Source organism: Arthrobacter sp. AL12 (assembly GCF_029960645.1).
In the GTDB taxonomy this organism is placed as follows: domain Bacteria; phylum Actinomycetota; class Actinomycetes; order Actinomycetales; family Micrococcaceae; genus Arthrobacter.
In genome coordinates, this window is sequence record NZ_JASBQY010000002.1 from 286,083 (window position 1) to 299,470 (window position 13,388).

Annotated in this window: 13 protein-coding genes; 6 read left to right on the top strand and 7 right to left on the bottom strand. The window is 64.9% G+C overall.

Annotated features, from left to right (window positions below):
• The first annotated feature begins 68 nt into the window (after positions 1 to 68).
• The 4 genes from QK291_RS04095 (at position 69) to QK291_RS04110 (ending at position 4,346) form a co-directional block, all read left to right on the top strand.
• A complete protein-coding gene (locus QK291_RS04095; protein WP_282379369.1) occupies positions 69 to 647 on the top strand; it encodes a heme-copper oxidase subunit III in 579 nt (192 codons plus the stop codon).
• Between the two features lie 86 nt (positions 648 to 733).
• A complete protein-coding gene (locus QK291_RS04100) occupies positions 734 to 1,519 on the top strand; it encodes a cytochrome c (RefSeq protein ID WP_282379371.1) in 786 nt (261 codons plus the stop codon).
• A gap of 102 nt (positions 1,520 to 1,621) precedes the next feature.
• Positions 1,622 to 2,692: a Rieske 2Fe-2S domain-containing protein gene (locus QK291_RS04105; protein WP_282379373.1), complete on the top strand. Its 1,071-nt coding sequence runs from the start codon at positions 1,622 to 1,624 to the stop codon at positions 2,690 to 2,692.
• On the top strand, positions 2,670 to 4,346 hold the full coding sequence (locus QK291_RS04110) for a cytochrome bc complex cytochrome b subunit (protein WP_282379375.1): 1,677 nt from the start codon (positions 2,670 to 2,672) through the stop codon (positions 4,344 to 4,346). The genes QK291_RS04105 and QK291_RS04110 overlap by 23 nt, the downstream gene beginning before the upstream one ends.
• 150 nt (positions 4,347 to 4,496) lie before the next feature.
• Here QK291_RS04110 and QK291_RS04115 read toward each other — a convergent pair whose 3' ends face one another.
• Positions 4,497 to 5,264 carry a GntR family transcriptional regulator gene (locus QK291_RS04115; protein WP_282379493.1) on the bottom strand — a complete coding sequence of 256 codons (768 nt, stop codon included), beginning with the start codon at positions 5,262 to 5,264 and terminating at the stop codon, positions 4,497 to 4,499.
• Positions 5,265 to 5,456: 192 nt separating this feature from the next.
• On the opposite strand from QK291_RS04115, the gene QK291_RS04120 reads away from it, so the two are divergent.
• On the top strand, positions 5,457 to 5,750 hold the full coding sequence (locus QK291_RS04120) for an HPr family phosphocarrier protein (RefSeq protein WP_282379377.1): 294 nt from the start codon (positions 5,457 to 5,459) through the stop codon (positions 5,748 to 5,750).
• Positions 5,751 to 6,256: 506 nt separating this feature from the next.
• On the opposite strand, the gene QK291_RS04125 is transcribed toward QK291_RS04120, so the two are convergent.
• The 5 genes from QK291_RS04125 to QK291_RS04145 form a co-directional block, all read right to left on the bottom strand.
• Positions 6,257 to 6,658, bottom strand: a complete 402-nt coding sequence (locus QK291_RS04125) for a cytochrome c oxidase subunit 4 (RefSeq protein ID WP_282379379.1) — start codon at positions 6,656 to 6,658, stop codon at positions 6,257 to 6,259.
• Positions 6,655 to 8,379 (bottom strand): cytochrome c oxidase subunit I, encoded by a 1,725-nt coding sequence (gene ctaD / locus QK291_RS04130; RefSeq protein WP_282379380.1) that lies wholly within the window; start codon positions 8,377 to 8,379, stop codon positions 6,655 to 6,657. Before ctaD ends, QK291_RS04125 begins: the two co-directional genes overlap by 4 nt.
• Before the next feature lie 10 nt (positions 8,380 to 8,389).
• The gene (gene coxB / locus QK291_RS04135; RefSeq protein WP_282379382.1) at positions 8,390 to 9,262 is read right to left on the bottom strand and encodes a cytochrome c oxidase subunit II; all 873 of its coding nucleotides are present in this window, start codon (positions 9,260 to 9,262) and stop codon (positions 8,390 to 8,392) included.
• Positions 9,263 to 9,461: 199 nt separating this feature from the next.
• The gene (locus tag QK291_RS04140) at positions 9,462 to 9,851 is read right to left on the bottom strand and encodes an iron-sulfur cluster assembly accessory protein (RefSeq protein WP_069951776.1); all 390 of its coding nucleotides are present in this window, start codon (positions 9,849 to 9,851) and stop codon (positions 9,462 to 9,464) included.
• A 172-nt stretch (positions 9,852 to 10,023) separates the two neighbouring features.
• Positions 10,024 to 11,454, bottom strand: a complete 1,431-nt coding sequence (locus QK291_RS04145) for a dipeptidase (RefSeq protein WP_282379384.1) — start codon at positions 11,452 to 11,454, stop codon at positions 10,024 to 10,026.
• 106 nt (positions 11,455 to 11,560) lie between these two features.
• Here QK291_RS04145 and QK291_RS04150 point away from each other — a divergent pair, with 106 nt between their 5' ends.
• Complete coding sequence (locus QK291_RS04150) at positions 11,561 to 12,160, top strand: DUF3043 domain-containing protein (protein WP_282379389.1); 600 nt, start codon at positions 11,561 to 11,563, stop codon at positions 12,158 to 12,160.
• 93 nt (positions 12,161 to 12,253) lie between these two features.
• Here the strand turns inward: QK291_RS04150 and QK291_RS04155 are convergent, their stop codons facing one another.
• The gene (locus QK291_RS04155; protein WP_282379391.1) at positions 12,254 to 13,327 is read right to left on the bottom strand and encodes a quinone-dependent dihydroorotate dehydrogenase; all 1,074 of its coding nucleotides are present in this window, start codon (positions 13,325 to 13,327) and stop codon (positions 12,254 to 12,256) included.
• Positions 13,328 to 13,388 lie beyond the last annotated feature (61 nt).

Below are 13,388 nucleotides of genomic sequence, written 5' to 3' on the forward strand. Positions count from 1 at the left end.
ATGTCTATGTGACATCTGCGACCCATGCCCCCAGTACCCCGGCGCACCCGACGCTGAATCGCCCGAACATGGTTTCTGTTGGAACCGTAGTCTGGCTGTCCAGTGAGTTGATGTTCTTCGCCGGTCTCTTCGCCATGTACTTCACACTCCGTTCGACTTCAGGACAGATGTGGGCCGATGAGACAGCCAAGCTCAACTTCCCCTTTGCGCTCATCAACACGATCGTCCTTGTGGCAAGTTCCTTTACTTGCCAGATGGGCGTCTTCGCCGCTGAGCGGCTTCAGCCGCGTCGAAGCGGCGGCCCCCTCAGCTTCACCCGCTGGGGAATGAACGAATGGTTCACCGTGACATTCGTCATGGGCGCCTTCTTCGTGGCCGGCCAGGCGACTGAGTACGCCCTGCTCGTTTCCGAGCATGTCTCGCTCTCCTCCAACGCTTACGGTTCGGCGTTCTACATCACCACAGGCTTCCACGGCCTGCACGTTATCGGCGGCCTGGTTGCCTTCCTCCTCATCATGGGCCGCTCCTTCGCAGCGAAGAAGTTCGGCCACTTCGAAGCAACCTCCGCGATTGTCACCTCCTACTACTGGCACTTCGTCGACGTCGTCTGGATCGGCCTCTTCCTGGTCATCTACGTGCTCAAGTAGCAATACCTGGCTCTTGTTCTACAAGAGGTAGAATTTTAAGAAGTGGCTCCCGGAGCCAACGCAGGATCGAAAAAAGGAACCACCACGTGAAGGCACTCTCGCAGAAGCGACGTCACCCGCTAGCAGCAATTGCACTGCTGCTGATGGGCCTCCTGGTCACTGGTGGGCTGTACGCCGTAGCCACCACCGTCAACCAGGCCAAAGCCAGCACCAGCTTCAGCGCAAATGACGCAGAGGAAGGCGGCAAGCTCTTTGCCGCCAACTGCGCCACCTGCCACGGCATGGGCGCCAGCGGGTCCCAAGCCGGCCCCTCACTGGTTGGCGTCGGCGCTGCCGCCGTTGACTTCCAGGTTGGCACCGGCCGTATGCCCATGCAGATGAACGGCCCGCAGGCCTACAAGAAGCCCGCGCAGTTCAACGAGGAGCAGACGCACCAGCTGTCCGCTTACGTTGCTTCGCTCGGCCCCGGCCCGTCCATCCCGGAGGCAAGTGTCCTCGACGGTCAGGGCGACGCCGCCAATGGCGGCGAACTGTTCCGCGTGAACTGTGCCATGTGCCACAACGCTGCGGCTGCCGGCGGCGCCCTGACCCGGGGCAAGTTCGCTCCGGCCCTGAGCGGTGTCTCCGAAAAGCACATCTACGAAGCCATGGTCACCGGCCCGCAGAACATGCCGGTCTTCAGCGACGCCAACATCGGCCCCGAGGGCAAGCGCGACATCATTACCTTCCTGAAGCAGATCGAAGCCAACGGTTCACCCGGCGGCGCCGATCTGGGTGCTTTGGGACCGGTGTCCGAAGGCCTGTTTGTCTGGATCGCCGGCCTGGGCGTCATCATTGCCTTCACGATCTGGCTTACGTCCCGGACGTCCTAAGCCCACCTGTTGCACCTGTAAGAGTTTTCTGCTGACCCGTCAGCAGTTTGAATTGAAAGCTAACTCGGCATTCGCCGAGACGAGAGAGGGATGAGGCGAATTATGGGCAACCATAGTGACGGCAGTCCGAACCACTCGGGCACCGTAGCTACGGCTGGTCAGAATGAGGTGGAGAAGTTCCAGGATCCTGGACTTCCTCCGCATCGTTTGCGCCTGGCCGACACGGACCCGAAGGCCGCCAAGCGAGCAGAACGGCAGGTAGCCCTTCTGTTCGGGACCTCGGTCGTTGGCACCCTGATATTCCTGGTGGCGTACTTTGCCATCGATCTGGGGGACGGTACCGGGATCGCGACGGTCCGGCTGCAGAACATGCTGCTGGGCCTCGGCACCGCCTTTGCCATGCTTGGCATCGGCACCGGCATCGTGCACTGGGCCAAAGCCCTCATGCCGGACCATGAAGTCTCGGAAGAGCGCCATGCCATCCGCACCGAGGAAGACCGCCAGGCCGCTGTCCGGATCGTCGACGACATCGCCGAGGAAACCGGCATCAAGCGCCGTCCGCTGATCCGCAACACCCTCCTGGGCGCCGTGGCGCTGGCTCCCCTGCCGGCCCTGGCCATCTTCGGTGATCTGGGTCCGCGTCCTGACGACGCCCTGAAGCACACGATGTGGGCACCCCAGGATGGCAAGCTCAAGCGGCTTGCCCGCGATCCTGACGGCACCCCCATCAAGGCCGCCGACGTGACCATCGGTTCAGCTTTCCATGTCATTCCGGAAGGCCTGAACGAACTGCACGAACACAAGCTGGAAGAAAAGGCCAAGGCCGTTGTTCTGCTGATGCGCCTTAACCCGGAATCGCTCAATCCTTCCCCGGGACGCGAGGACTGGGCCTATAACGGGATAGTCGCCTACTCCAAGATCTGCACCCACGTTGGTTGCCCTGTTGCCCTGTACGAGCAGCAGACACACCACCTGCTCTGCCCGTGCCACCAGTCAACCTTCGACCTGACCCAGGAATGCAAGGTTATCTTTGGCCCGGCCAGCCGGCCCCTCCCCCAGCTGCCAATCGCGGTTGATTCCGAGGGCTACCTGGTCGCTACCAGCGACTTCAAAGAACCTGTAGGACCTAGCTATTGGGAGCGTGATGAGCATGAGCGCAGTATCAACGCCTAATGCCCCCGCCTTCGTCGCCAAGACCAAGGGCGGCCGCATTACCAACTTCGTTGACGAGCGCGTCGGCGGGTCAGGGATGCTCCGCGAGTTCGGCCGCAAGGTCTTCCCGGACCACTGGTCCTTCATGTTCGGCGAGGTGGCGCTGTACTCCTTCGTCATTCTGCTGCTCTCGGGCACCTTCCTGACGTTTTTCTTCGATCCCTCGATGGCGGAGACGCGTTACCAGGGCTCCTACATGCCGCTGAAGAACGTGGAAATGTCGGTGGCCTACAGCTCCTCACTGGATATCTCCTTCGATGTCCGCGGCGGTCTGTTCATGCGCCAGGTCCACCACTGGTCCGCGCTGCTGTTTGTCGCCTCGGTCTCCGTGCACATGCTCCGCGTCTTCTTCACCGGCGCGTTCCGCAAGCCCCGTGAAATGAACTGGGTGGTGGGCAGCGTGCTGCTCATCCTCTCGATGGCTGCCGGCTTCACCGGCTACTCCCTCCCCGATGATCTGCTCTCCGGCAACGGCCTGCGCATCATCGACGGCGTGATCAAGTCCATTCCGGTGATCGGAACGTACATCTCGTTCTTCCTCTTCGGCGGGGAATTCCCCGGCACGATGGTTATCGGCCGCCTGTACATGCTGCACATCCTCCTGGTTCCCGCGCTCATCCTCCTGATGATCGTGATGCACCTCTTTATGGTGGTCGTGCACAAGCACACCCAGTACCCCGGCCCGGGACGCAACGACGGCAACGTCGTCGGTTACCCGCTTGGCCCGGTTTACGCGGCCAAGGCCGGCGGCTTCTTCTTCATCGTGTTCGGTGTCGTCGCCCTCATGGCAGGGTTCTTCACCATCAACCCGATCTGGAACTACGGCCCCTACGACCCCTCCCCGGTCTCCGCTGGTACCCAGCCTGACTGGTACATCGGGTTCGTGGACGGTGCACTCCGACTGATGCCGGGCACCATCGGTAACTGGAGCGTTGAACAGGTCTGGTTCGGCCAGGTCTTCAGCTTCAACGTCCTGGTCCCGGCCCTGGTGCCGGCGGGAATCCTGTTCACCGTGATGTTCATGTACCCGTGGATCGAACGGTGGATCACCAAGGACGACCGCGAGCACCACGTCCTGGACCGTCCGCGCAACGCCCCGACGCGCACCGCCATCGGTATGGCCGGCTTCGTCTGGTACTGCGTCATGTGGGCAGCCGCCGGCTCGGACCTCATCGCCACGCATTTCCACGTGTCGCTGAACGATGTGACGTACTGGCTGCGGACCCTGTTCTTCATCGGCCCGATCATCGCCTTCGTTGTCACGAAGCGCATTGCCCTGGCCCTGCAGCGCAAGGACCGGGAGATCGCCCTGCACGGCCGCGAAACCGGCCGTATCGTGCGCCTGCCCCACGGCGAGTTCATCGAGGTCCACGCCCCGCTGGACGAGTACAAGCGCTACAAGCTCGTCGGCTTCGAGTCGCCGTCTCCGCTTCCCGCGGAGCCGAACGCCAACGGCGTCGTTGACAAGAAAGAGAAGCGCCGCGCGAAGCTGTCGCAGTGGTTCTTCGAGGACCGGGTTGCCCCGGCCACGCCTGCTGAGCTTGAGGCGGCCCATGGCCACGGCGCCCACGAGGCGATCGAGTCAGGCGAGACCCAGAAGACGCTCAGCCGCTAAACAGCTGCAGTGAACACCAGAAAGGCCCGGTCCACCAGGACCGGGCCTTTCTGCGTGTTCTGCGTGTTCCGCATATCCGGCAAACAACGCGGGGTCAGTTGGCGACCATCCCGAAGGGTCCTATGGGCGCGAGGTGACCCCGTGTTGCTGTCATGGGCGGTAGCCGGAGGCGTAATTGCGGGTCGGGCGGACGCCGGGACGCTGCAGCGGCACCCACAGCTTGTAGCGGTCGGCCCGGTAGTACGACACCGAGTAGTCCACCATGGCCCGGGCCACGAAGGCGTGGCGCTGGATTTTCAGCAGCGGCGAACCGACCTCGACGTTGAGCAGGCGGGCCGTGGAGGGCGAGGCGGCCGTGGCCTCGATCATGTCCTCGCCCCACTCCATCACCAGCCCGAAGCGTTCGCTCAGGACGTTGTAGAGCGAGGTGGGCGGTTCGCCGTCGAGCAGTCCCGGCACGCGGTGGGCCGGGATGAAGTTCTCGTCCACGCTCATGGGTTCGTTGTCTGCCAGCAGCAGGCGGCGGAACCGCACCAGGGGGGTCCCCTCCTCGAGCTGGAGTTCCCGGGCCAGGAATGCACTGGCGCCGATCTGCTCGAAGCTGAGGACCTTGGCCGCCGGGACCATGCCGCGTCGCTGCATCTCCTCGCTGTACGAGGTCAGCTTGACCTGCAGATCCAGCTTCGGTTTCCGGACAAATGTGCCCAGGCCCACCACCCGCTCGATGACTTCCTCACCAACGAGGGCATCGATGGCTTGGCGCACCGTCATCCGGGCCAGGCCAAAGCGCCCGGCGAGGTCCCGCTCGGAGGGCAGCGCCGACCCGGGCGGGCAGGCGCTGACAATGTGGGACCTGAGGATTTCCCGCAACTGGACGTAGATGGGCGTACCGTTGTTCCGGTCGATCTCGCCGACCATGCGTGCCGCGTCAGAGGGCGCCACTGCGCAGCCTTCCGGAATGAGTCATACCTCAAGGTTAAACCACCCCCTGCGCAGGTCTAGACCACCGGGTAGTGCCGGTTCGCCCGGGAACGCGGCCCCGGCTAGGCTTAAATGCACCGGTTCCCCGCCGGCACCACGATCGCCACTGTCTGAGAAAAGGGAGTCCCGTTGCTAGTACGGAGCGCAGTCGTTCAGGCGGACGTCGGACTGCATGCAAGGCCTGCGGCGCTTTTTGTCCGGGCTGTCCATGAAACCGGGCTGCCCGTCACCATCAGCAAGGACGGCCGGCAGGGTGTCGACGCCCGCTCCCTGCTCGAAGTCATGACCGAGGACTTCCACTGCGGCTGTGTGGTGGAGTTGGCTGTCAACCCCGACACTGTCCCGGAACGCTTCAGCCCTGTCGACGTCGATGCGGCCCTGGATGGCCTGCGTGCGCTGCTGGAGTCCGCCCGGCACGGATAGGCGCCGCAAGGGGCCTCCTGGGGCCCTGAGGCTCCCCCGGCGGCGTCCGCTCTGCCCCTGCGGCCAGTGGCCGGCCCCGGCTTCCCAACCGATAATTCCGCCGGTACGAGCTGAGGCCGACGAGCCGCGACGATTCCCGGTGACGCTAACAGGATCATGCGTCCCTTCCATGCCCACGCGAAGTAATGCCGCGAGGGCCTCCACGCCACCACGAGCAACACCATCAGCGCCGCCACAAGGGCGCTGAGCGCCACTGCGGGCATCGTCAGCGGGAGCGCACCGGCCCACCGGTCTCTCGTGCCTACGCCAGGGCAGGGCAAGGCAGGGGCCAGCGCGGCCGCCAGCCAACGCCAGTCAGGCTTTGACAACGCGGCGTCCGAGGGCGAGGCAGCACCGCGCGGGACCCGACGACGGCGGGACCCCAAACGACGGAGGCCCCAAACGACGGCGGGCCCCGCCAAATGGTGGGGCCCGCCGTCGTTGATCAGTATGTGTCCTCGCGGACCTTAGTGTGCGTGGTCTCCGCGGCTGTATTCGTAGACCCAGCCGACCAGACCGACCAGTGCAAGTCCGGCCGCGATGTAGACGATCCAGAATCCCATCGCCAGGCCAAGGAATCCACCGGCGGAGGCCAGGCCAAGCACCAGCGGCCACCAGCTCCAGGGGCTGAAGTGACCCTGTTCACCGGCGCCCTCGTGAATCTCCGCATCGCTGCGGTCCTCGGGACGCATCCCGACGCGCTTGGCGGTGAAGGCCAGGTACGCGCCGACCATCAGCGAAAGTCCGCCGAGCAGGAGAACACCGAGGATGCCGACCCACTCTGTCCATCCGGTCAGGAATCCGTAGACGATCGAGACCGGGACGAAGAAGAAGACTCCGAATCCGAAGAGTCTTGATTCGATTTTCACTGGGCTTGATCCTTCTGGTCGGCGTTACCGAGCGCTGCTGCTGCCGGGGCAGGCGATTCGACGGTGTATGACTGGGAGAGCTCGGGGTGGTGAAGGTCCAGGGCGGGACGCTCCGAACGGATCCGCGGCAGCGACGTGAAGTTGTGGCGCGGCGGCGGGCATGAGGTCGCCCACTCGAGCGAGGCGCCGAAGCCCCACGGGTCATCCACTTCGACCCGCTCGTTGCTGCGCCAGGTGATGTAGACGTTCCAGAAGAACGGGATCAGCGAGGCACCCAGCAGGAAGGAGGCGTAGGTGGAGAACTGGTTCATCCAGGTGAAGTTGTCCTGCGGCATGTAGTCCGCGTAGCGGCGGGGCATACCCTCGACGCCCAGCCAGTGCTGGATCAGGAAGGTGCCGTGGAAACCGAGGAACAGCATCCAGAAGTGGATCTTGCCAAGGCGCTCATTGAGCATCTTGCCGGTCCATTTCGGCCACCAGAAGTAGAAGCCGGCGAACATTGCGAAGACAACTGTACCGAAGACGACGTAGTGGAAGTGGGCCACCACGAAGTAGGAGTCGGAGACGTGGAAGTCAAGCGGCGGGGAGGCCAGAATGATGCCGGTCAGTCCGCCGAAGAGGAACGTCGCCAGGAAGCCGATGCTCCACAGCATGGGGGTTTCGAAGGTGATCGATCCCCGCCACATGGTGCCGATCCAGTTGAAGAACTTCACACCGGTTGGCACTGCGATCAGCATCGTCATGAAGGAGAAGAACGGCAGCAGGACCGAGCCGGTGACGTACATGTGGTGCGCCCACACGGTCACGGACAGCGCGGCGATCGAGATGGTCGCGTAGACCAGGCCCTTGTAGCCGAAGATCGGTTTGCGGCTGAAGACCGGGAAGATCTCCGAGACAATGCCGAAGAACGGAAGGGCGATGATGTAGACCTCCGGGTGTCCGAAGAACCAGAACAGGTGCTGCCAGAGCACCGCGCCGCCGTTCTCCGGGTCGAAGATATGGGCGCCGAAACGGCGGTCCGCGCCAAGGGCGAAGAGGGCTGCGGCCAGCGGCGGGAACGCCATCAGGACCAGGATCGACGTGACGAGGATGTTCCAGGTGAAGATCGGCATCCGCCACATCGTCATGCCCGGGGCGCGCATGCAGATGATCGTGGTGATGAAGTTGACCGCGCCGAGGATGGTGCCGAAGCCGGTCAGTGCGAGGCCGAAGACCCACAGGTCACCGCCCACGCCCGGGCTGAACGTCGTGTTGGACAGCGGCGCGTACGCGAACCAGCCAAACGACGCCGCACCCTGCGGGGTGATGAAGCCGGACACGGCGATGGTGGAACCGAAGAGGAAGAACCAGAAGGCCAGGGCGTTCAGCCGCGGGAAGGCGACGTCGGGGGCGCCGATCTGCAGCGGCATCATGACGTTGGCGAAGCCGGCAAACAGCGGCGTCGCGAACATCAGGAGCATTACGGTGCCGTGCATGGTGAACAGCTGGTTGTACTGCTCTTTGGTCTGCAGGATCTGCATGCCTGGCTCGAACAGTTCGGCGCGGATCAGCAGCGCCATGACTCCGCCGAAGCAGAAGAACACGAACGAGGCGATCAGGTACATGTACCCGATGGTCTTGTGGTCGGTCGTGGTGATCCAGTTGACGACGATGCGTCCCTTGGACTTCGGTACTACGGGAGCCTCAAGGATCCCGGTGGGCTGTGAATAGGTAGTTGCCACGTCGCTCCCCTTACTTGGTTTCGGTCGGGGCCGGGTTGCGGTCGTACTCTTCGCCGAGGAGGCCCGTGTTGCCGTCCTGGCGCAGCTTTTCCAGGTGCGCCTGGAACTCGGCGTCGGAAACGACCTTCACGCGGAACAACATTTCGGAGTGGTATTCGCCACAGAGTTCGGCGCACTTGCCGTCGTAGGTTCCCTCCTTGGTGGGGGTGAACCTGATGTAGTTGGTCTTTCCGGGGATCATGTCGCGCTTCTGCAGGAAGGCGGGGACCCAGAAGGAGTGGATGACGTCGCGGGCGTTCAGCTCGAGGTCAACCGATTTGTCGACCGGGAGGTACAGGGTGGGCAGCTTTTCCTTGTCCACATTCTCGCCGGTGAGGTGCGCCTGGACGCCGGCTTCGTGGACATCCTCGCGGACGACGTCGCCCTTTTTGTAGTTGAAGTCCCAGGCCCATTGCTTGCCGCGGACGTCGACGACGACGTCGGCCGGCTCGGCGCGGTTGTCGATCGCCTGCTGGTCGCGGTCGGTGAAGTAGAAGAACACCAGGACCATGAACAGCGGGATCGTGAGGTAGAAGACCTCCAGGGGCAGGTTGAAGCTGTTTTGCCGCGGGAACCCGACGGTGCCCTTGCGGCGCCGGTAGGCGACGATGCACCAGATCATCAGGCCCCAGGTGATGACGCCCACGATCAGGGCGGCAATCCATGAGTTGACCCAGAGGTCCATGATGCGGTCAGTGTGGTTGGTGGTGCCACGTTCAGTGGGCAGCCACCCTTTCTGTACCTCTGGTGAACATCCAGTCAAAGCCAACGCGCCGGCGAGTGCCAAGCCAGTGATCGTAGTGATCTGTTTGCGTCGGCTGCCGGTTCGGTTCTGCGAACTCACAGACGGCCCTTCCTACTTGTTGCTGTCGCCCGGGCCGCAAAATGGCGGTCAGGGCACACGAAAAGTTTTACTACTCGATGTAGAGCTTACCGCTCCCCGCGAGTTTTCGCCCACATGTCCGCGCCGTGCGTCGGGACCTTTTTACCGGGTCCGCTCGTTGTGAATCCTGCGGCACTAGGGCCGGGCAGATTGCCCGGCCCTAGTGGAAGGAGTCACCGCAGGCGCAGGAGCCGCCGGCGTTGGGATTGTCGATGGTGAAGCCCTGCTTGGAGATGGTGTCCTCGAAGTCGATGCTGGCACCACTGAGGTAAGGGACGCTCATCTTGTCGACGACTACTTCGACGCCGTCATAGTCGCGCACGGCGTCCCCGTCGAGGAGCCGTTCGTCGAAGTAGAGCTGGTAAATCAGGCCAGAGCAACCGCCGGGCTGCACGGCCACGCGAAGGCGCAGATCGGTGCGGCCTTCCTGCTCAAGCAGGCTGCGGACCTTGCCGGCCGCGACGTCGGTCAGTTTGACCTCGTGCGTTGCCAGTTCCCCGCCCGCCGTGGCGGTGGTGTCGGCGCTGTTTTCATTGGTTGTAGTGCTCATGGCCTACCTTCTAACGACGGTGGTGGCGGCGCCGCTCCCGCGGCACCCGCCCCTACTTGAACGGTACGGGCTATAGCTACATGCTACGTCGATCAGCCCGGTAGCTCTAACTCCGGACGTAACCGTCCCAGCCGGCCGGATGTTCCCCGGGGAACACCGCCGGCCGGTCCGCTCAGGCCAGTCCTTCCTCATTCAGGCGGGCCAGCATCAGGGCTTCGGCCACGATGGCGTTCCGGAAGTCCGCGAGGTGGAGCGATTCGTTTGCGCTGTGCGCCCGGGAATCGGGATCCTCGACGCCGGTGACCAGGATCTGGACGTCCGGGTACAGCTCGGTGAGGTCGGCGATGAACGGAATCGAGCCGCCGATGCCGGTCTCCACGGCCGGGACGCCCCACGCCTCGCCGAGCGCCCACATCGCGACGCTGGCAGCCTTGGAGGAGGTGTCCGTGAGGAAGGCGTTGCCGCTCTCCCCCGGAGTGAAGACGATGTGCGCGCCGAACGGCGCGTTGGCTTCCACATGCCGGCGGACGGCCTCCATCGCCTCGGCCGGATCCTGTCCGGGCGCGAGCCGCAGGCTGAACTTGGCGCGCGCACGGGGCAGGAGGGTGTTGGAGGCGACGTCCACGGCGGGAGCGTCGAAACCGATGATCGACAGTGCCGGTTTGGTCCACATCCTCGAGGCGATCGAACCGGTGCCGGCGAGCCGGACGCCGTCGAGCACCGAGGCATCGGCGCGGTACTGCTCTTCGGAGAGGTCCACGGTGACGTCGTCCCGGCTGGCCAGCCCGGCAATCGCCACGTTGCCCGCATCGTCGTGCAGGGTGGCGATCAGGCGGGAGAGCAGGGTCGGGGCGTCCAGCACGGGCCCGCCAAACATGCCGGAGTGGACGGCGTGGTCCAGGACCTTGACCTCGATGGTGCCGTCGACCAGGCCGCGGAGGCTGGTTGTCAGCGCGGGGATGCCGACCTTCCAGTTGCTGGAGTCGGCCACGACGATCACATCGGCACGCAGCAGTTCCTGGTGGGTTTCGAGGAAGGCCCGGAAAGTCGGCGAGCCGGCTTCCTCCTCCCCCTCGAAAAAGAAGGTCACGCCGAGACCCAGGTCGTCGCCCAGCACACGGGTCACCGCCGAATAGGCCGCGATGTGCGCGAGGATCCCGGCCTTGTCGTCGGCCGCGCCGCGCCCGTACAGCCGCCCGTCGCGCTCGACGGCGGTGAACGGCTCCGTCTCCCACAGCGCCAGGTCACCGGTGGGCTGCACATCGTGGTGCGCGTACAGCAGGATCGTCGGCTTGCCCGCGGCGGCCGGACGGCGGGCGACGACGGCGGGGCCGCCCGGGGTCCCGTCTTCCTTGTCGCAGCGCAGGATCAGGACCTCGGCGAAGCCGCTGGCACGGACCAGTTCGGCGACGGCGTCGGCGCTGGCGTTGAGCGGGGCGGGGTCGAAGCTGGGCCAGGCGATGCCCGGGATGGCGACGAGCTCCGTCAGCTGGGCGATCGTGGTGTCGAACGATTCGGTAACGGCCTGGCGGAGGGCCTCGGTGTCGACGTTTCCGACCCGGGCAGTGGCGGTTTGCGGGTTCCCCGCGGGTAATGAAGTCATGGCCAGAACACTACCGGTGCCGCGGATCACTTCAAACAGAGCAGCAGCGCGTCACGTGCCGTGTGGGCCGGGTCTCGTGCGTGCCGCACCGGGGTATTCTGTAGGGGTGTTTGGACGTAAAAAAGAAGCGCCATCGGCGCAGGACATAGTTGACCAGCAGGCGGCCGGGGCAGCGGCCCGGGATGCCGCCCTCGGCAAGGGCGCGCCCACGCCCAAGCGCAGCGCGCAGGTGGCGGCCCGCAAGCGGCCGCTCGTGCCCGAGGACCGCAAGGCTTCGAAGGCCGCCGAGCGGGCAGCGGTCCAGGAGCAGCGGCTCAAGATGCGGCAGGCCATGGACACCGGCGATGAGAGGTTCCTGCCGCTGCGCGACAAGGGCCCGCAGAAGCGCTTCGCCCGTGACTATGTGGATGCCCGCTTCAGCCTCGGCGAATATTTGATGTTCGGGGCGCTCATCTTCGTGATCGTCTCACTCCTGGTCCCGTCCACCAGCGAACAAATGATCTACGTCCTGGGCGGGTTCTGGGTGATGTTCCTGGCGGTCTTCGTCGACGTGTTTATCCTGTCCCGGAAGCTGAAGAAGCGCCTGGAACAGAAGTTCGGGCACGTGGAGCGCGGCACCGTCTGGTACGGCTCCATGCGTTCGCTGCAGTTCCGCAGGCTGCGCCTGCCCAAGCCGCTCGTCAAGCGCGGCGAATACCCCGCCTGATTCACGCCATCAACACAAAGCCCCCGGCAGTCTGACTGCCGGGGGCTTTGTCGTCCCCGGCAGTCAGGGATGCTCCGTGCTGTGCAGGGTGGCTCAGCGCCGGGACGGGTGCTTCGCGAGGAGCCGGTTGATGCGGGCGGCCCAGAACGGCCCTTCATAGAGGAACGCCGTGTATCCCTGCACGAGGGTGGCGCCGGCGTCGAGCCGTTGCTGGACGTCCTGCGCGGTTTCGACGCCGCCCACGGAGACCAGGGTCAGCCTGCCGCCGGTGGCCGCCTTCAGCCGGGCGAGCACCTCCAGCGACCGCTGATTCAGCGGCGCGCCGGACAGCCCGCCGGCCCCGCACGCCGCCACCTTTTCGGCGCTGGAGGAGAGCCCGGTGCGGGCGATGGTGGTGTTGGTGGCGATGATTCCGTCCAGGTTCAGGTCCAGTGCCAGGCGCGCGACGTCGTCGATGTCGTCATCGCTGAGGTCCGGGGCGATCTTGACCAGCAGCGGGACGTGGCGTCCGGACGCCACGTCCGCCGCCTCCCCCACGGCCGTCAGCAGCGGGCGCAGGGTTTCAACATCCTGCAGCAGCCGCAGGCCCGGGGTGTTCGGGGAGCTGACGTTGACCACGAGGTAGTCTGCGGCTGGCGCGAGGCTGCGGGCGCTGGCCAGGTAGTCGGCCACGGCGTCCTTAAGTTCCACGACCTTGCTCTTGCCGATGTTGACGCCGATCACCGGGCGGACCCCGGGGTGGCGGCGCTGCAGGGCCGCGCGGGCAGACTTCAGCCTTGGCGCCACGGCGGCGGCGCCGTCATTGTTGAAGCCCATCCGGTTGATCACGGCGCGGTCCTCGACCAGGCGGAAGAGCCTCGGCGCGGGGTTCCCCGGCTGGGCCTGCCCGGTGATGGTGCCGACCTCGACATGGCCGAACCCCAGCTCGGTGAGGGCCTCAATGCCGTGCCCCTCCTTGTCGAATCCGGCCGCCAGTCCGAACGGGGAGGGGAACGTCAGGCCGAACGCCTGGGTCTGGAGGGACGCCGCCGGGGCGGTGAACTTCTGCAGCACCCGGCCGGCGCCGCAGGAGTGGACGAGCCGGATGGCCTTGAAGCCGATCTTGTGGGCGCGTTCGGCGTCCATCCATGAGAAGGCCAGCCGGAAGAAAGTCGGATATACGCGCATGGCTCTAGTTTTGCGGTTCCGGCGGCCCAGACCAAACCCGCAGGCCACCGGGCGCTAGCAT